The organism is Streptomyces sp. bgisy027 (genome assembly GCF_057710365.1).
In genome coordinates this window covers 46,993-63,744 of the sequence record NZ_JBYIVZ010000057.1, presented here as the reverse complement: position 1 = coordinate 63,744, position 16,752 = coordinate 46,993, and the positions used below count along the sequence as shown (strand labels likewise).

The 16,752-nt window shown below is 69.5% G+C and carries 17 protein-coding genes; 6 read left to right on the top strand and 11 right to left on the bottom strand.

Annotated elements, in window-relative coordinates; translation table 11 throughout:
- Positions 1–65 precede the first annotated feature (65 nt).
- The 8 genes from AC3ETA_RS39550 to AC3ETA_RS39515 form a co-directional block, all read right to left on the bottom strand.
- Positions 66–398 carry a metal-sulfur cluster assembly factor gene (locus AC3ETA_RS39550; protein WP_028809645.1) on the bottom strand — a complete coding sequence of 111 codons (333 nt, stop codon included), beginning with the start codon at positions 396–398 and terminating at the stop codon, positions 66–68.
- A complete protein-coding gene (sufU, locus tag AC3ETA_RS39545; protein WP_030948984.1) occupies positions 395–862 on the bottom strand; it encodes a Fe-S cluster assembly sulfur transfer protein SufU in 468 nt (155 codons plus the stop codon). The genes AC3ETA_RS39550 and sufU overlap by 4 nt, the downstream gene beginning before the upstream one ends.
- Positions 863–878: 16 nt before the next feature.
- Positions 879–2,135, bottom strand: a complete 1,257-nt coding sequence (locus tag AC3ETA_RS39540) for a cysteine desulfurase (RefSeq protein ID WP_432197733.1) — start codon at positions 2,133–2,135, stop codon at positions 879–881.
- Positions 2,132–2,896 carry a Fe-S cluster assembly ATPase SufC gene (gene sufC / locus AC3ETA_RS39535; RefSeq protein ID WP_432197732.1) on the bottom strand — a complete coding sequence of 255 codons (765 nt, stop codon included), beginning with the start codon at positions 2,894–2,896 and terminating at the stop codon, positions 2,132–2,134. Before sufC ends, AC3ETA_RS39540 begins: the two co-directional genes overlap by 4 nt.
- A 7-nt stretch (positions 2,897–2,903) precedes the next feature.
- The gene (locus AC3ETA_RS39530; RefSeq protein ID WP_126897728.1) at positions 2,904–3,224 is read right to left on the bottom strand and encodes a bifunctional 3-phenylpropionate/cinnamic acid dioxygenase ferredoxin subunit; all 321 of its coding nucleotides are present in this window, start codon (positions 3,222–3,224) and stop codon (positions 2,904–2,906) included.
- The gene (sufD, locus tag AC3ETA_RS39525; protein ID WP_432197731.1) at positions 3,221–4,405 is read right to left on the bottom strand and encodes a Fe-S cluster assembly protein SufD; all 1,185 of its coding nucleotides are present in this window, start codon (positions 4,403–4,405) and stop codon (positions 3,221–3,223) included. Before sufD ends, AC3ETA_RS39530 begins: the two co-directional genes overlap by 4 nt.
- 89 nt (positions 4,406–4,494) lie before the next feature.
- Positions 4,495–5,919, bottom strand: a complete 1,425-nt coding sequence (sufB, locus tag AC3ETA_RS39520; protein ID WP_107907192.1) for a Fe-S cluster assembly protein SufB — start codon at positions 5,917–5,919, stop codon at positions 4,495–4,497.
- Positions 5,916–6,668, bottom strand: a complete 753-nt coding sequence (locus AC3ETA_RS39515; protein WP_432197730.1) for a helix-turn-helix transcriptional regulator — start codon at positions 6,666–6,668, stop codon at positions 5,916–5,918. Before AC3ETA_RS39515 ends, sufB begins: the two co-directional genes overlap by 4 nt.
- A 162-nt stretch (positions 6,669–6,830) precedes the next feature.
- Here AC3ETA_RS39515 and AC3ETA_RS39510 point away from each other — a divergent pair, with 162 nt between their 5' ends.
- From AC3ETA_RS39510 to AC3ETA_RS39495, 4 genes are all read left to right on the top strand, one after another.
- Positions 6,831–7,628, top strand: coding sequence for an AAC(3) family N-acetyltransferase (locus AC3ETA_RS39510; protein ID WP_432197729.1), 798 nt, complete (start codon positions 6,831–6,833; stop codon positions 7,626–7,628).
- Between the two features lie 69 nt (positions 7,629–7,697).
- The gene (locus tag AC3ETA_RS39505) at positions 7,698–8,621 is read left to right on the top strand and encodes an ABC transporter ATP-binding protein (protein ID WP_432197728.1); all 924 of its coding nucleotides are present in this window, start codon (positions 7,698–7,700) and stop codon (positions 8,619–8,621) included.
- 62 nt (positions 8,622–8,683) lie between these two features.
- On the top strand, positions 8,684–9,400 hold the full coding sequence (locus tag AC3ETA_RS39500; RefSeq protein WP_432197736.1) for an ABC transporter permease: 717 nt from the start codon (positions 8,684–8,686) through the stop codon (positions 9,398–9,400).
- A gap of 65 nt (positions 9,401–9,465) precedes the next feature.
- Positions 9,466–10,467 (top strand): COX15/CtaA family protein, encoded by a 1,002-nt coding sequence (locus tag AC3ETA_RS39495; protein WP_432197727.1) that lies wholly within the window; start codon positions 9,466–9,468, stop codon positions 10,465–10,467.
- Positions 10,468–10,519: 52 nt separating this feature from the next.
- Here the strand turns inward: AC3ETA_RS39495 and AC3ETA_RS39490 are convergent, their stop codons facing one another.
- The 3 genes from AC3ETA_RS39490 to AC3ETA_RS39480 all read right to left on the bottom strand — a co-directional run bounded on the left by AC3ETA_RS39490 (position 10,520) and on the right by AC3ETA_RS39480 (position 13,090).
- Positions 10,520–11,626, bottom strand: coding sequence for an amidohydrolase family protein (locus AC3ETA_RS39490; protein WP_432197726.1), 1,107 nt, complete (start codon positions 11,624–11,626; stop codon positions 10,520–10,522).
- A 98-nt stretch (positions 11,627–11,724) separates the two neighbouring features.
- On the bottom strand, positions 11,725–12,045 hold the full coding sequence (locus AC3ETA_RS39485) for a hypothetical protein (protein ID WP_030949910.1): 321 nt from the start codon (positions 12,043–12,045) through the stop codon (positions 11,725–11,727).
- A gap of 58 nt (positions 12,046–12,103) precedes the next feature.
- The gene (locus tag AC3ETA_RS39480) at positions 12,104–13,090 is read right to left on the bottom strand and encodes a heme o synthase (protein WP_432197735.1); all 987 of its coding nucleotides are present in this window, start codon (positions 13,088–13,090) and stop codon (positions 12,104–12,106) included.
- Between the two features lie 378 nt (positions 13,091–13,468).
- Here AC3ETA_RS39480 and tkt point away from each other — a divergent pair, with 378 nt between their 5' ends.
- Positions 13,469–15,571, top strand: coding sequence for a transketolase (gene tkt, locus AC3ETA_RS39475; protein WP_432197725.1), 2,103 nt, complete (start codon positions 13,469–13,471; stop codon positions 15,569–15,571).
- A 34-nt stretch (positions 15,572–15,605) separates the two neighbouring features.
- Positions 15,606–16,748 carry a transaldolase gene (tal, locus tag AC3ETA_RS39470; RefSeq protein ID WP_432197724.1) on the top strand — a complete coding sequence of 381 codons (1,143 nt, stop codon included), beginning with the start codon at positions 15,606–15,608 and terminating at the stop codon, positions 16,746–16,748.
- Positions 16,749–16,752 lie beyond the last annotated feature (4 nt).

The window sequence follows — 16,752 nt, the reverse complement described above, 5'->3', positions numbered from 1 at the left end:
ACCGCAGAAAAAACACCCCCCCCCCCCCCCCCCCCCCCCCCCCGCTTCCGCGTGAACGGGGAATCTCAGACGTTGAATCCGAGGGCCCGAAGCTGCTCGCGGCCGTCGTCCGTGATCTTGTCCGGGCCCCACGGCGGCATCCAGACCCAGTTGATCCGGAGCTCGCTGACGAGGCCGTCCGTGGCGGACTTGGCCTGGTCCTCGATGACGTCCGTCAGCGGGCAGGCCGCCGAGGTCAGGGTCATGTCGAGGGTCGCGATGTTCGCGTCGTCGATGTGGATGCCGTAGATCAGGCCGAGGTTGACGACGTCGATGCCCAGCTCGGGGTCGACGACGTCGTACAGCGCCTCGCGGACCTCTTCCTCCGAGGCCGGCTTCATCTCAACGGTCTCGCTCATGCCGTCTTCCTTTCGGCGTCGGCTCCGCCCAGGGCCTGGGCCGTCGCGTCCTTCCACGCCATCCAGCTGAGGAGGGCGCACTTCACCCGGGCCGGGTACTTGGAGACGCCGGCGAACGCCACCGCGTCCTCCAGCACGTCCTCCATCGCGTCGTCCGGCTCGATCTTCCCCTTGGACTGCATCAGCTCCAGGAAGGTCTCCTGGATCTTCTGCGCGTCGGAGAGGTTCTTGCCGACGAGGAGTTCGTTCAGTACGGACGCGCTCGCCTGGCTGATGGAACAGCCCTGGCCCTCGTACGAGACGTCCTCGATCTTCGTGCCGTCGTACTTCACGCGCAGGGTGATCTCATCGCCGCACGTCGGGTTGACGTGGTGCACCTCGGCGTCGCCATCCCGCAAGCCCCGCCCGTGCGGGTTCTTGTAGTGGTCCAGGATGACTTCCTGGTACATCGAATCCAGCTTCATGCGATCGCTCGTCCCGTCAGCCGAAGAAGTTCCGGACATGCTCCAGGCCGTCCACCAGAGCGTCGATCTCGGCCGGCGTGGAGTACAGATAGAACGACGCTCGCGTGGTCGCAGGAATTCCGTACCGCAGGCACACCGGACGGGCGCAGTGGTGGCCGACCCGGACGGCGATGCCCTGCTCGTCGAGGACCTGGCCCACGTCGTGCGGGTGGATGTCGCCGAGGGTGAAGGAGATCGCGGCGCCGCGGTCCTCGGCCGTGGTGGGGCCGATGATCCTGAGGTCGGGGACCTCCGCGAGCCGCTTCACCGCGTACTCGGTGAGGGCGTGCTCATGGGCGAGGATCTTGTCCATGCCGATCGAGTTGAGGTAGTCGATCGCCGCGCCCAGACCGATCGCCTGGGAGATCGGGGGCGTGCCCGCCTCGAACTTGTGCGGGGCCGGAGCGTACGTCGACGAGTGCATCGACACGGTCTCGATCATCTCGCCGCCGCCGAGGAACGGAGGCAGGTCCTCAAGGAGCTCCTGGCGGCCCCAGAGCACGCCGATGCCGGTCGGGCCGCACATCTTGTGGCCGGTGAAGGCCACGAAGTCGGCCTGGAGGGACTGCACGTCCAGCGGCATGTGCGGCGCGGCCTGCGAGGCGTCGATGCACACCAGCGCACCGACCTCCTGCGCGCGGCGCACTATCGCCTCGACCGGGTTGAGGGTGCCCAGGATGTTCGACACCAGCACGAAGGAGACGATCTTCGTCTTCTCCGTGATGATCTCGTCGATGTTGGACAGGTCGAGACGGCCGTCGTCGGTGAGGCCGAACCACTTCAGCTTCGCGCCCGTGCGCTGCGCGAGCAGCTGCCACGGCACGATGTTGGAGTGGTGCTCCATCTCCGTGATGACGATCTCGGTCTCGTGGTCCACCCGGTAGGGCTCATCCGCCCAGCCCAGCATGTTGGCCACGAGGTTCAGCGACTCGGAGGCGTTCTTGGTGAAGATCACCTCGTCGCGCGAGGGCGCGTTGATGAACTCCGCGACCTTGTCGCGCGCGCCCTCGTACAGCGCCGTGGCCTCCTCGGCGAGGACGTGCACGCCACGGTGGACGTTGGCGTTGTGCTGCTCGTAGTACTCGGAGAGCACGTCGAGCACCTGGCGCGGCGTCTGCGAGGTCGCCGCGTTGTCCAGGTACACGAGCTTCTTGCCGTCGTGGACGACGCGGTCCAGGATCGGGAAGTCCTTGCGGAGCGCCTCGGTGTCGAGGAGGCCCGGCAGCTGTGTCACGCGGATGCGCCACCCTTCACGTACTTGTCGTAGCCCTCGGCCTCGAGCTGGTCCGCGAGCTCCGCTCCGCCGGACTCGGCGATACGGCCGTTCGCGAACACGTGCACGTGGTCGGGCTTGATGTAGCGCAGGATGCGCGTGTAGTGGGTGATCAGCAGGGTGCCGACCTCGCCGGTCTCACGGACCCGGTTCACGCCCTCGGAGACGACGCGCAGGGCGTCGACGTCCAGACCGGAGTCGGTCTCGTCGAGGATCGCGACCTTCGGCTTGAGCAGCTCCAGCTGAAGGATCTCGTGGCGCTTCTTCTCACCGCCGGAGAAGCCCTCGTTGACGTTGCGCTCGGCGAAGGACGGGTCCATGTTGAGGCGGGCCATCGCCTCCTTGACCTCCTTCACCCAGGTACGCAGCTTGGGGGCCTCGCCGCGGACGGCGGTGGCGGAGGTGCGCAGGAAGTTGGAGACCGAGACGCCGGGGACCTCGACCGGGTACTGCATCGCGAGGAACAGGCCCGCGCGGGCGCGCTCGTCGACGGACATCTCCAGGACGTCCTCACCGTCGAGGGTGACGGAGCCCGACGTGACCGTGTACTTCGGGTGACCCGCGAGCGAGTAGGCGAGGGTCGACTTGCCGGAGCCGTTGGGGCCCATGATGGCGTGCGTCTCGCCCTGCTTCACGGTGAGGTCGACGCCCTTGAGGATCTCCTTCGTGGCGTTGTCGGCCTCGACGGTGACGTGCAGGTCTCGGATTTCAAGCGTTGCCATGGGTGCCTCAGGACTCCTGGGTGAGGGAGACGAGAACGTCGTCCCCTTCGATCTTTACGGGGTATACGGGGACGGGGCGCGTCGCGGGGAGGCCGGACGGCTTACCGGTGCGCAGGTCGAACGCGGAGCCGTGCAGCCAGCACTCGATCTGGCAGTCCTCCACCTCGCCCTCGGAGAGCGAGACGTTCGCGTGCGAGCAGATGTCGTGGATCGCGAAGACCTCGCCCTCGGTGTGCACGAGAGACACCGGCGTGCCGTCGAGTTCCACCCGCTTCGGGGTGTCCTCCTCCAGCTCGCTCAGTGCGCACGCGCGTACGAAGGTGGTCATGCGACCGACGCCTCCAGCTCCTCTTCGATCTTGGCGATGAGGCGCTCCTCGATGTCCGCGACACCGATCTGCTGGACCAGCTCGGCGAAGAAGCCACGGACGACGAGGCGGCGGGCCTCGTGCTCCGGGATGCCGCGGGCCATCAGGTAGAAGAGCTGCTCGTCGTCGAAGCGGCCGGTCGCGGAGGCGTGGCCGGCGCCGACGATCTCGCCGGTCTCGATCTCCAGGTTCGGCACGGAGTCGACGCGGGCGCCGTCGGTCAGAACCAGGTTGCGGTTCATCTCGTAGGTGTCGGTGCCCTCGGCCTTGGCCTCGATCAGCACGTCGCCGATCCACACCGCGTGGGCGTTGTCGCCCTGGAGCGCGCCCTTGTAGACGACGTTCGACTTGCAGTGCGGGGTGTTGTGGTCGACCAGGAGGCGGTGCTCCTGGTGCTGGCCGGCGTCCGTGAAGTACAGGCCGAACAGCTCGGCCTCGCCGCCGGTGCCGGCGTAGGAGACGCGCGGGTGCAGCCGTACGACGTCGCCGCCGAAGGTGACGACCACGGACTTGAAGGAGGCGTCACGGCCGACGAGGGCGTTGTGCTGGGCCACGTGGACGGCCTTGTCGTCCCAGTCCTGGACGGAGACGACGGTCAGCTTGGCGCCGTCACCGAGGACGTAGTCGACGCCTGCGGCGAGGACCGCGTCACCGGTGTGGTCGATGACGACGACGGCTTCGGCGAAGGCACCCAGCTCGATGACCTGGTGCGCGTAGGCGGTGCCGCCCTCGCCGTGCACGGCGATACGGACCGGCTCGGTGAGGACCGTCTCCTTGGGGACGGTGATCACGCCGGCCTTCTCGAACGCGGTGTACGCCTGGGCGGCGACGCGGTCCACCGGGGTGCCCGCCCTGCCGAGCCGGGCGTCGTCACGGCCGACGGTCTCGACGATGACCCCCTCGGGGGCCTCGATGTCGACCTTCACGCCGTCGCCGGTGGCGGTCGCGGTGCCGTCGTGCAGCCCGCGCAGGCGCTCCAGCGGGGTGAACCGCCACTCCTCCTCGCGGCCGTGCGGTACCGGGAAGTCGGCCACGTCGAAGGACGGGGGCGCGCTCATGCGCGTGGCGACGGTCGACTCGGCGGCCACCGCGATCGAGCCGGCGGTGGTGCTGCCCACCGGGATGTTCTGGGCCTCAGCCATGGCTGTCGGTCTGCTCTCTTTCCTGCGTTCTGCGATCTTCGGCCCGCCCCGGAGAGGCGGGCCGCCTGCTGCTTCGGGCGGTGGGGGCCTTAGCCGACCGCACCTTCCATCTGCAGCTCGATCAGCCGGTTGAGCTCAAGGGCGTACTCCATCGGCAGCTCCTTGGCGATCGGCTCGACGAAGCCGCGCACGATCATCGCCATCGCCTCGTCCTCGGAGAGACCGCGGCTCATCAGGTAGAAGAGCTGGTCCTCGGAGACCTTGGAGACGGTCGCCTCGTGGCCCATGGAGACGTCGTCCTCGCGGACGTCGACGTACGGGTAGGTGTCCGAGCGGGAGATCGTGTCGACGAGCAGAGCGTCACAGAGCACGTTGGACTTCGCACCCGGGGCGCCCTCGCCGATCTCGATCAGACCGCGGTAGGAGGTGCGGCCACCGCCACGCGCCACGGACTTCGACACGATGTTGGACGAGGTGTTCGGGGCCATGTGGACCATCTTGGCGCCGGCGTCCTGGTGCTGGCCCTCGCCCGCGAAGGCGATGGACAGGGTCTCGCCCTTGGCGTGCTCGCCCATCAGGTAGACGGCCGGGTACTTCATCGTCACCTTGGAGCCGATGTTGCCGTCGACCCACTCCATGGTCGCGCCCTCGTAGGCGACGGCGCGCTTGGTGACCAGGTTGTAGACGTTGTTCGACCAGTTCTGGATGGTCGTGTAGCGGCAGCGGGCGCCCTTCTTCACGATGATCTCGACGACCGCGGAGTGCAGGGAGTCCGACTTGTAGATCGGGGCCGTGCAACCCTCGACGTAGTGGACGTAGGCGTCCTCGTCGACGATGATCAGCGTCCGCTCGAACTGGCCCATGTTCTCGGTGTTGATCCGGAAGTAGGCCTGGAGCGGGATCTCCACGTGCACGCCCTTCGGCACGTAGATGAAGGAGCCGCCCGACCACACGGCGGTGTTCAGGGAGGCGAACTTGTTGTCACCGACGGGGATGACGGTCCCGAAGTACTCCTTGAAGAGCTCCGGGTGCTCCTTCAGGGCGGTGTCGGTGTCCAGGAAGATGACGCCCTGCTCCTCCAGGTCCTCGCGGATCTGGTGGTAGACGACCTCGGACTCGTACTGGGCCGCGACACCGGCCACGAGGCGCTGCTTCTCCGCCTCGGGGATGCCGAGCTTGTCGTACGTGTTCTTGATGTCCTCGGGCAGGTCCTCCCAGGACTCCGCCTGCTTCTCCGTGGAGCGCACGAAGTACTTGATGTTGTCGAAGTCGATGCCGGAGAGGTCGGAGCCCCAGTTCGGCATGGGCTTCTTGTCGAACAGCCGCAGACCCTTGAGACGGAGCTTGGTCATCCACTCCGGCTCGCTCTTCTTCGCGGAGATGTCACGGACGACGTCCTCGCTCAGACCGCGCTTCGCAGAGGCGCCGGCTTCGTCGGAGTCGGCCCAGCCGTATTCGTACTTGCCCAGGCCCTCGAGCTCAGGGTGGGCAGTCTCCTCGATGGGGAGAGTCATGCGGGGTTCCTCCCGGCCGTGCTTGCAGATGCGTTATCGGTGTTCTGGGAAATCTTCGGGATGAACGTCGTGCAGACGCCGTCGCCGTGCGCGATCGTCGCCAGTCTCTGGACGTGCGTTCCGAGCAGTTCGGCGAAGATCTCCGTCTCCGCCTCGCACAGCTGGGGGAACTGCTCCGCGACATGGACGACCGGGCAGTGGTGCTGGCAGAGCTGCTCGCCTTTTTGAGGGAGGGGCGCGCTGCGCGCCGTAGCAGCGTACCCGTCGACGCTCAAGGCCTTGGCCAGGGCTTCGGTCCGCTCATCGGGGCTGACGGCCTCGATCGCCTTGCGGTAGACGCTCGCCTGGGCGGCGATCCGGGCGCGGGCGAAGGCGGCGACCGCCTCGCTCCCGCCCTCGCGCTCGGCGATCCACTTCAGGGCGTCAGCGGCGAGCTTGTCGTAGGACTGGTCGAAGGCGTCCCGGCCGCAGTCGGTGAGCGCGAAGACCTTGGCGGGACGGCCGCGCGTGCGCGTGCCGTACACCCGCTGTTCCCGGGGCTCCACGACGTCGTCGGCGACCAGTGCGTCCAGATGCCTGCGTACGGCGGCCTGGGTGAGACCCAGGCGCCCCGCCAGCTCGGCGACGGTCGACGGGCCGTGGTGCAGGATGGACCGCGCGACCCGGTTGCGTGTCGAACGCTCCCCGGTCGTGAGCTCCTCCTGAGGGGCCCCCGTGGGGGTCTCCCGAGCCTCGCCGACGTTTTTCACAACGCCATTGTTGCGTAATTCCTCAAAGGCAGGCAAGCCGCGCCCGCGCCCCCCGACGGTGCGCTGCGTCACTTAGGCATACCTAATCTGACCTGCGGAAACGATCTTTGATCGATCAAACCAGTGGCGCCGCGAGACCCCCTTCCGGAACACTCCGGAAGCATGCCCACACCCCCTCCGACCGGCCCTCTTGTCACTCGGGGCACCCTCGCCGCACAGTTGCGCGAGGTAGGCGTCCGATCCGGTGACACGCTCCTCGCGCACTCCTCGCTCAGCTCCCTCGGCTGGGTCTGCGGAGGCCCCGTCACGGTGGTCCAGGCACTGCTCGACGCCCTCGGTCCCGAGGGCACGCTGGTGGTGCCCACCCAGACCGGTGACCTCTCGGATCCGGCGGTGTGGAGCAACCCGCCCGTTCCCGAGGAGTGGTGGGAGACCATTCGGGCGACGATGCCCCCGTACGACCCGGCCGTCACGCCCACGCGCGGGGTCGGCGTCGTTCCGGAGACCGTGCGGACCTGGCCGGGCGCCCTGCGCAGCGCGCACCCGCAGACGTCCTTCGCGGCTCTCGGCCCGCGCGCGGCCGAGATAGTCGGGGGCCACGCCCTCGACTGCCGGCTCGGTGAGCGCAGCCCGCTGGCCCGGCTGGAGGCGCTGCACGCACGCGTGCTGCTGCTCGGCGCCGGCTACGACACCTGTACGTGCTTTCACCTGGCCGAGTACCGGATCCCGTCACCGCTGGTGAAGGTGGGGCGGCCGGGGCCCACGGGCTGGGAGGTGGTGACCGAGGTGTCGATCACCTCGGACCGGTTCGACGAGCTCGGCCACGACTTCGAGCGGGACCGTCCCGTGGTGCGCGGGAAGGCGGGCGCGGCCGACGTGCGACTGTTCCCGGTGGCCGACGCGGTGGCCTACGCACAGCGGTGGCTGGGCATCCACCGGCCCCGCGTGGAGGAGATATGAGGACGGCCCTGCGGGAAGATGTGAACCCGGCCGTCCGGGGGACCCGCGCCCTACCTAGACTCTGGAGCCATGCGAACTGAGCCCGTGCTCCAGGTCCAGGCCCTGGTGAAGCGGTACGGCGGCAAAACCGCGGTCAACGGCCTCGACCTGGTGGCCCGGGCCGGTGTCACCGCCGTGCTCGGACCCAATGGCGCGGGCAAGACCACGACCGTCGAGACCTGCGAGGGATACCGCAAGCCGGACTCCGGCTCGGTACGGGTCCTGGGGCTCGACCCGGTGAGACAGTCCGCTGCGCTGCGGCCCCGGATCGGCGTGATGCTCCAGTCCGGCGGCGTCTACTCGGGCGCGCGGGCCGACGAGATGCTCCGCCATGTCGCCAAGCTGCACGCGGAGCCCCTGGACGTGGACGCCCTCATCGAGCGGCTCGGTCTGGGCAGCTGCGGCCGGACCGGCTACCGCCGGCTGTCCGGCGGGCAGCAGCAGCGGCTCGCGCTCGCCATGGCCGTGGTCGGACGCCCGGAGCTGGTGTTCCTGGACGAGCCGACCGCCGGTCTCGATCCGCAGGCCCGCCGGGCCACCTGGGACCTGATCCGGGACCTGCGCACGGACGGCGTCTCCGTGATCCTCACGACGCACTACATGGACGAGGCCGAGCAGCTCGCCGACGATGTCGCGATCATCGACGCCGGCCGTGTCATCGCCCACGGCTCCCCCGAGGACCTGTGCCGCGGCGGCGCCGAGAACACCCTCCGCTTCACCGGCCGCCCCGGCCTGGACGTGGGGTCCCTGCTCAAGGCGCTGCCCGCCGACTGCACGGCCGCGGAGCTGACGCCGGGCTCGTACCGCGTCGTCGGCAAAGTCGACCCGCAGTTGCTCGCGACGGTGACGTCGTGGTGCGCACAGCACGGGGTGATGCCGGACCGGATCTCGGTCGAGCGGCACACCCTGGAGGACGTCTTCTTGGAGCTCACCGGTAAGGAGCTGCGCGCGTGACCGCCGTCGGTACAGGTTCGGGTACCTACACCCCGAGGCCGGGCGCCGCCCCGCTCCCCCGCATGATCGGGGCGCAGGCGGCCCTGGAGACGAAGATGCTGCTGCGCAACGGCGAGCAGCTGCTGCTGACGGTGGTGATCCCCACCCTGCTGCTGGTCCTGTTCAGCTCGGTGGACATCGTGGACACGGGCGCCGGCGAGGCCGTCGACTTCCTCGCTCCCGGCATCCTGGCGCTCGCCGTGATGTCGACGGCGTTCACGGGGCAGGCCATCGCCACGGGCTTCGAGCGCCGCTACGGCGTGCTGAAGCGGCTGGCCTCCTCACCGCTGCCGCGCTGGGGCCTGATGACGGCGAAGACGGTGTCGGTGCTGGTCACCGAGATCCTCCAGATCGTCCTGCTGACGATGATCGCCTTCGCGCTGGGCTGGTCGCCCGAGGGCAGCCCGCCGGCCGTCCTGCTCCTGCTGGTCCTCGGCACCGCGGCCTTCTCCGGGCTCGGTCTGCTGATGGCCGGCACGCTCAAGGCCGAGGCCACCCTGGCTGCCGCCAACCTGGTGTTCCTGCTGCTGCTCGTCGGGGGCGGGGTGATCGTGCCGCTGGACAGGTTCCCGGCCGCCGCGCAGGACGTCCTCGGTCTGCTGCCCATCTCCGCGCTCTCCGACGGACTGCGGGACGTGCTCCAGCACGGGGCCGGAATGCCGTGGGGCGACCTGGGGATCCTGGCCGTGTGGGCGGTCGTGGGCCTGGCGGCGGCCGGCAGGTTCTTCCGCTGGGAGTAGGGCTCCGCGAACCCGGTGGGGACCCTCGTGAAAGCGTGCACAAGCGGCCGCCTACGATAGGGCGCGTGCCAAACGTGACCCGCGCCGACGCCGTAGCGGCCGTGCGCAACCCGCTCGCCTTCATCGCCGCACGCTGGACCCCCGCTCCGAGGACGGTCCGACGGGCGGCCCTCGCCGCGCTCGTGATGTCGGTGCTCATCGTGGTCACCGGCGGTGCGGTGCGCCTGACCGGGTCCGGGCTCGGCTGCCCGACCTGGCCCAAGTGCACCGACGACTCGCTCACCGCCACCAGCGAGATGGGTCTGCACGGCGCCATCGAGTTCGGCAACCGCATGCTGACGTACGTGCTGTGCGCCGCGGTCGGCTGGGCGATCATCGCCGCGCGCGCCACGAAGCCCTACCGGCGGGACCTGACCCGCCTGGGGTGGGCGCAGTTCTGGATCGTGATGAGCAACGCCGTGCTCGGCGGCATCGTCGTCCTGGTCGGCCTCAACCCGTACACGGTGGCGGCCCACTTCGTGGCGACGTCCGCGCTCATCGCCGTCGCCACGGTGATGTGGCAGCGCACCCGGGAGGGCGACGGCGCCCCGCGCCCCCTGGTGGGCAAGGCGGTGCAGCAGCTGGTGTGGGTCCTGGTCGCGGCCTCGGTGCTGCTGATCCTGGTCGGCACGGTGGTCACCGGCGCGGGCCCGCACGCGGGCGACTCCAGCGAGGTCGAGCGGATGCCGGTCGACTGGGAGAACGTCACCAAGCTGCACGCCGTGCTGGCGTGGATCGTGGTCACCCTGACCTTCGCGCTCTGGTTCGTCCTCAAGGCGGTCGACGCCCCGAAGGGCCCCCTGAACCGCACCCGCGACCTCTTCCTGATCCTGCTCGCGCAGGGCGTCATCGGCTACGTCCAGTACTTCACGGACCTGCCGGAGCTGCTGGTCGGCCTGCACATGTTCGGCTCGGCCCTGGTCTGGATCGCCGTGCTCCGCGTGCTGCTCGCCCTGCGGGAACGGCCGCTCGACGAGGTCGCGATCCCGCAACCGGCCGCCGAGGCCGCGGTCGGCACGCGCGCGTAGGCCGTCCGGGCCGCTCGGTCCGGCCCCTGCACATGCGTAGCCGTTCGTCCGCTCAGTCCAGCCCGTACACCCGCCTGGCGTTGGCCGCCGCGACCATGCCCGCCACCCGCTGGGCGTCCGCGAGCGACCACGCGCCCTCGGCGACCCAGCCGCCGAGCACCCTGGCGAGGGCCTCGCGGAAGAGCCGGGCGCCCACCACGTGCAGTTCGGGCAGGCCCTGGGCACCGCTGGAGAAGAGGATCTTGCCGAAGGGCGCGAGCTCCAGGATCTCGGCGAGGATCGTCGCCGCGCGGGCGCCGGTGCGGACGAGTGCGGCGCCGGAGTCGGCGTAGACGTGCGGGAAGACGCCGGCCAGATGGGCGGCGTGCCGGTGGTACGGGTAGCCGTGCAGCAGGACCAGATCGGTGCCGAGGCCGGCCGTGGCGCGGACGAAGTCCGTGAGCAGCACCGGGTCGGTGCGGTCGATGCGCAGGCCCGGCTCGCCCAGCCCCGCGTGCAGTTGGAGCGGCAGCCCCGAGGCGATGGCGATCCACAGCAGGTGCCGCAGCAGCACGGGGTCGCTCAGCTCACCGCCGACCCTGCGGGCCGCGAGCCAGCGCCCCGCCGCGCCACGCACCTCTCCCGGGCCCGGCGGTTCGGGTGCGAGCGCGAGGCCGTGCCGTACGCCCGCGACCGAGGTGAAGGCCACGGCGTTCACGGCAGCACCGTGCACCGACTCGGCGAGGTTGGCGAGGAAGGACTCGACCGTGCCGGAGGTGTCGGCGACCTGTTCGGCGAGGAGTTCCAGGCGCACGATCTCGTGGGCCCGGGCGGAGCCGGCGGACGCCATCTCGGGCGGTCCGGTGAGGTCGCCGGGCAGTCCGGTGTCGACCAGGTAGGTGGTGATGCCGCTGCCCCGCAGCAGACGCCGGCCCGCCTCCAGTACGCCGAGTTCACGACGCCGGGCCAGATAGCGGGCGGGCGGGCAGTGCGGTTCCAGGCCCAGCAGAGGGGGGCACCAGCGTCGTACGGCGAAGCCCGTCTGGGTGTCGAAGAGGGTGGTGCCGGGCGCGGGCGGGCCCTCGGTGCGGGCCAGCTGGGCCTCGAAGGTGCCGAGGCCCAGTTCCGTACGCAGTACGCCGTGGCAGTACTGGTCCACGAGGGACGGCGTCTCGATCATCCGGGCTCCCCGTGGGTGGACGCTTCTTACACGTCCTAACGGGTGAACCGGTGAGTTGGTGTTGCGAAAGGGGAGGGTGGCTCAGGAATGGGCGTGACTCAGCCGCCGATCTGGATGCCCGCCATCCTCTTCCACTCGTACGGCCCGGTCGTCACCTTCGCCGCGAACTCGCCGTCGAAGGACTCGTGGCGGGTGATCCCGGACTTCTCCACCGCCTTCTCGGCGATCTCGTACGACGGTGCCACCAGGTCTCCCCAGCCGCCGTCCTCGCCCACGAGCACGATCCGGGCGCCCCGCTCGCCGATGTAGGCCACCTGCCCCTCGGCGCCGCCGTGGGACTTCGCGAAGGAGTTGATCTGCTTGGCCAGCTTGGCCACCCTGCGCTCGGCCTTCTGGTCAACCTGCTGCGTGTCTGCCATGGCCAGGATGCTACTCACGAGTAGATCAGCTGGCGAGAGCGGGGCACTGTGACGTGCGTCAGCGCAGGAAGGGATCCACCGCGACCGCGACGAAGAGCAGCGAGACGTAGGTGATCGACCAGTGGAACAGCCGCATCTCCTTGAGCCTGCCGCCCGTCACCTCGGCCTTCGCGCGGTTCTGGAGGGCGTGCGCCTCCCACAGCCACCAGCCGCCCGCGCCCAGCGCGACCGCGGTGTAGAACCAGCCCGTGTAGCCGAGCGGGGTCAGCAGCAGGGAGACCGCCACCATCACCCAGCTGTAGATGACGATCTGCTTGGCGACGACCTTGTTGGAGGCGATGACCGGGAGCATGGGCACGCCCACGCGCGCGTAGTCGTCCTTCACCTTCATGGACAGCGGCCAGTAGTGCGGCGGCGTCCAGAAGAAGATCACCATGAAGAGGATGAGCGGGGCCCAGGACAGCGAGTTCGTGACCGCCGACCAGCCGATCAGCACCGGCATGCAGCCCGCGATGCCGCCCCACACGATGTTCTGCGACGTACGCCGCTTGAGGATCATCGTGTAGACGACGACGTAGAAGAGGAGCGCTCCGAGTGAGAGCCAGGCGCTCAGCCAGTTGACGGTCAGGCCGAACAGCAGGGTGGAGACGACCGCGAGGGTGATACCGAAGGCCAGGCACTCGCGCGGGCTGACCGTCCCGGTGACCAGCGGCCGCTGCGACGTGCGGTCCATGAGCGCGTCGATGTCGCGGTCGATGTACATGTTCAGCGCGTTGGCGCCACCCGCGGAGAGGTAGCCGCCGATGCAGGTGAGCAGCACCAGACCGAGGTCGGGCACCCCCTGCTCGGCCAGGAACATCACCGGAACCGTGGTGATGAGCAGCAGCTCGATGATCCGCGGCTTGGTAAGCGCCACGAACCCCTTGACCCGGGCCCCGATCGGCCGCCGGCTCGGGCTCTGGCTCGTCCCGATATCCCCCATGGCCTTAATGGCATGGGCGGTGCCCCCATCCGCTGGACGGGATTCAACGGCCGTCACGCACACCCCTGACAGAGACATCCCAGCAAGCCTCTCCGTGTGAAGTCCCGGTAAAGGCTCGCGCGTACCACGCCACTGTAGACGTTGCCCAGACCCGGACATTCGCGGGGGTGGGGTCGTGTTGGAGGGGGCCGTCCGAAGGGCGCGACGAAGCTCGATTGAGCACCCGGATGAGCGGCTCCGTATTCACTTGCCGAATGCGGAACGTCCCAGTCGGGAGGCACATCCCGGCGACTCCCGGCAGTCTGGAACGAGTCGAAAAAACGCACGTACTTCCGGGGGTAGGCTCGACAACGGCCGGCCGACGCCGAGTACGCCGGCAGCCGGTGGGCCGTGTGCCCGCGACACCGGCAACCGACATGTGGAGAGGAGCCCTGACCCAGGGTGAGCACCAAGCCGACCACCACAGACCTCGAGTGGACCGAGCTGGACCAGCGGGCTGTCGACACCGCCCGCGTCCTGGCCGCCGACGCCGTACAGAAGGTCGGAAACGGCCATCCGGGTACGGCGATGAGCCTGGCCCCCGCCGCCTACACCCTCTTCCAGAAGGTGATGCGGCACGACCCCGCGGACGCCGAGTGGGTCGGTCGCGACCGCTTCGTGCTGTCCGCGGGCCACTCGTCCCTGACCCTCTACACCCAGCTGTACCTGGCCGGCTTCGGTCTGGAGCTGGACGACCTGAAGGCGTTCCGGACGTGGGGTTCGAAGACCCCGGGCCACCCGGAGTACGGCCACACCACGGGCGTCGAGACGACGACCGGCCCCCTGGGCCAGGGTGTCGCCAACGCCGTCGGCATGGCGATGGCCGCCCGCTACGAGCGCGGCCTGTTCGACCCGGAGGCCGCCCCGGGCACCTCCCCCTTCGACCACTTCGTCTTCGCCGTCGCCGGTGACGGCTGCCTCCAGGAGGGCATCTCCGCCGAGGCGTCCTCGCTGGCCGGCCACCAGCAGCTCGGCAACCTGGTCCTGCTGTGGGACGACAACCACATCTCGATCGAGGGCGACACCGAGACGGCCGTCTCCGAGGACGTCTGCAAGCGGTACGAGGCGTACGGCTGGCATGTGCAGCGGATCGCCCCGAAGCCGGACGGCGACCTCGACCCGCACGCCGTCTACAACGCGATCGAGGCGGCGAAGCAGGTGACGGACAAGCCGTCCTTCATCGCGATGCGCTCGATCATCGCCTGGCCCGCCCCGAACGCGCAGAACACCGAGGCCGCGCACGGCTCGGCGCTCGGCGACGACGAGGTCGCGGCCACCAAGCGCGTCCTCGGCTTCGACCCGGAGCAGTCCTTCGAGGTCACCGACGAGGTCATCGGCCACACCCGCAAGGCACTGGAGCGGGGCGCCGAGGCGAAGGCCGAGTGGGAGAAGTCCTTCCAGCTGTGGCGGGACAACAACCCCGAGCGCGCCGCGGAGTTCGACCGGATCAGCAAGGGCGAGCTGCCCACGGGCTGGGAGGAGAAGCTCCCGGTCTTCGAGCCCGGCAAGGGCGTCGCCACCCGCGCCGCGTCCGGCAAGGTGCTCCAGGCGCTCGGCGCGGTCATCCCGGAGCTGTGGGGCGGCTCGGCCGACCTGGCCGGCTCCAACAACACGACGATCGACAAGACCTCGTCGTTCCTGCCGGCGGACAACCCGCTGCCGGAGGCCGACCCGTACGGCCGCACGATCCACTTCGGCATCCGCGAGCACTCCATGGCCGCGGAGATGAACGGCATCACCCTGCACGGCAACACCCGTGTCTACGGCGGTACGTTCCTCGTCTTCTCCGACTACATGCGCAACGCCGTCCGGCTGTCGGCGCTGATGCACCTGCCGGTGACGTACGTCTGGACGCACGACTCCATCGGTCTGGGTGAGGACGGCCCCACGCACCAGCCGATCGAACACCTGGCGTCGCTGCGCGCCATCCCCGGTCTCAACGTGGTCCGCCCGGCGGACGCCAACGAGACCGCGATCGCCTGGCGCGAGATCCTCAAGCGGTACACGAAGGAGTTCGGCAAGGGTGCCCCGCACGGGCTCGCGCTGACCCGTCAGGGCGTGCCGACGTACGAGGCCAACGAGGACGCCGTGCGCGGCGGTTACGTGATGTTCGAGGCCGAAGGGCCCTCCGGGCAGAGCGCGGCGCCGCAGGTCGTCCTCATCGCGACCGGCTCCGAGGTGCACGTGGCCGTCGAGGCGCGCGAGCGGCTCCAGGCCGACGGGGTGCCGACGCGGGTCGTGTCCATGCCCTCGGTGGAGTGGTTCGAGGAGCAGGACCAGGGGTACCGGGACAGCGTTCTGCCGCCGGCCGTGAAGGCGCGGGTGGCGGTCGAGGCCGGTATCGGTCTGACCTGGCACAAGTACGTCGGGGACGCGGGTCGCATCGTTTCCCTGGAGCACTTCGGTGCTTCGGCCGACGGCAAGGTCCTTTTCCGGGAGTACGGCTTCACTGCCGAGAACGTGGCGGCCGTCGCGCGGGAATCCCTCGCCGCGGCCCAGCGCTGACGCTCATATACAAGACGTAGGAGTTTGATTTTCCATGACAGACGCACTCAAGCGCCTCTCCGAGGAAGGCGTCGCGATCTGGCTGGACGACCTGTCGCGCCAGCGCATCACGTCCGGCAACCTCGCCGAGCTGATCGACCAGCAGCATGTCGTCGGTGTCACCACCAACCCGTCGATCTTCCAGAAGGCGATCAGCGGCGGTGACGGCTATGAGCAGCAGGTCGCCGACCTCGCCGCCCGCAAGGTCACCGTCGAAGAGGCGATCCGCATGATCACCACGGCGGACGTCCGGGACGCCGCCGACATCCTGCGCCCGGTCTTCGACGCCACCGGCGGCCAGGACGGCCGGGTCTCCATCGAGGTCGACCCGCGGCTCGCGCACAACACGCGTGCGACCGTCGCCGAGGCCAAGCAGCTGGCCTGGCTGGTCGACCGCCCGAACACCCTGATCAAGATCCCGGCCACCAAGGCGGGCCTCCCGGCGATCACCGAGGTCGTCGGCCTCGGTATCAGCGTCAACGTCACGCTGATCTTCTCGCTGGAGCGCTACCGCGAGGTCATGGACGCCTACCTGGCCGGTCTGGAGAAGGCCAAGGAGCGCGGGCTCGACCTGTCGCTCATCCGCTCGGTGGCGTCCTTCTTCGTGTCCCGGGTGGACACCGAGATCGACAACCGTCTCGGCTCGCTCGGCACCGACGAGGCCAAGGCGCTGCGCGGCAAGGCCGCCGTCGCCAACGCCCGGCTCGCCTACCAGGCGTACGAGGAGGTGTTCGCCTCTGGCGACTATTCGACACAGCCCTCGGACCGCTGGAGCGCGCTGGAGAACGCGGGCGCCAACAAGCAGCGTCCGCTGTGGGCCTCGACCGGCGTGAAGGACCCGGCCTACAAGCCGACCCTCTACGTCGACGACCTGGTCGCCCCGAACACGGTCAACACCATGCCCGAGGCCACCCTCCAGGCCACGGAGGAGAAGGGCGAGATCACCGGCAACACCGTCGCCGGCACCTACGAGCAGGCCCGTGCGGACCTGGACGCCGTCGAGCGCCTGGGCATCTCGTACGACGACGTGGTGCAGCTGCTGGAGGACGAGGGCGTCGAGAAGTTCGAGGCGTCCTGGAACGACCTGCTCAAGTCGACCGAGGCGGAGCTGGAGCGCCTCGCCCCCTCGGAGGGCTGATCCC

Coding starts and splice junctions, on each gene's coding strand:
- AC3ETA_RS39500 (WP_432197736.1), top strand. CDS start 8,684: ATGATCGGGGCGCAGGCGGCCCTGGAGACGAAGATGCTGCTGCGCAAC.
- tal (WP_432197724.1), top strand. CDS start 15,606: ATGACAGACGCACTCAAGCGCCTCTCCGAGGAAGGCGTCGCGATCTGG.
- sufB (WP_107907192.1), bottom strand. CDS start 5,919: ATGACTCTCCCCATCGAGGAGACTGCCCACCCTGAGCTCGAGGGCCTG.
- AC3ETA_RS39490 (WP_432197726.1), bottom strand. CDS start 11,626: ATGATCGAGACGCCGTCCCTCGTGGACCAGTACTGCCACGGCGTACTG.
- AC3ETA_RS39510 (WP_432197729.1), top strand. CDS start 6,831: ATGCCCACACCCCCTCCGACCGGCCCTCTTGTCACTCGGGGCACCCTC.
- AC3ETA_RS39550 (WP_028809645.1), bottom strand. CDS start 398: ATGAGCGAGACCGTTGAGATGAAGCCGGCCTCGGAGGAAGAGGTCCGC.
- AC3ETA_RS39485 (WP_030949910.1), bottom strand. CDS start 12,045: ATGGCAGACACGCAGCAGGTTGACCAGAAGGCCGAGCGCAGGGTGGCC.
- AC3ETA_RS39505 (WP_432197728.1), top strand. CDS start 7,698: ATGCGAACTGAGCCCGTGCTCCAGGTCCAGGCCCTGGTGAAGCGGTAC.
- AC3ETA_RS39530 (WP_126897728.1), bottom strand. CDS start 3,224: ATGACCACCTTCGTACGCGCGTGCGCACTGAGCGAGCTGGAGGAGGAC.
- sufD (WP_432197731.1), bottom strand. CDS start 4,405: ATGGCTGAGGCCCAGAACATCCCGGTGGGCAGCACCACCGCCGGCTCG.
- sufU (WP_030948984.1), bottom strand. CDS start 862: ATGAAGCTGGATTCGATGTACCAGGAAGTCATCCTGGACCACTACAAG.
- sufC (WP_432197732.1), bottom strand. CDS start 2,896: ATGGCAACGCTTGAAATCCGAGACCTGCACGTCACCGTCGAGGCCGAC.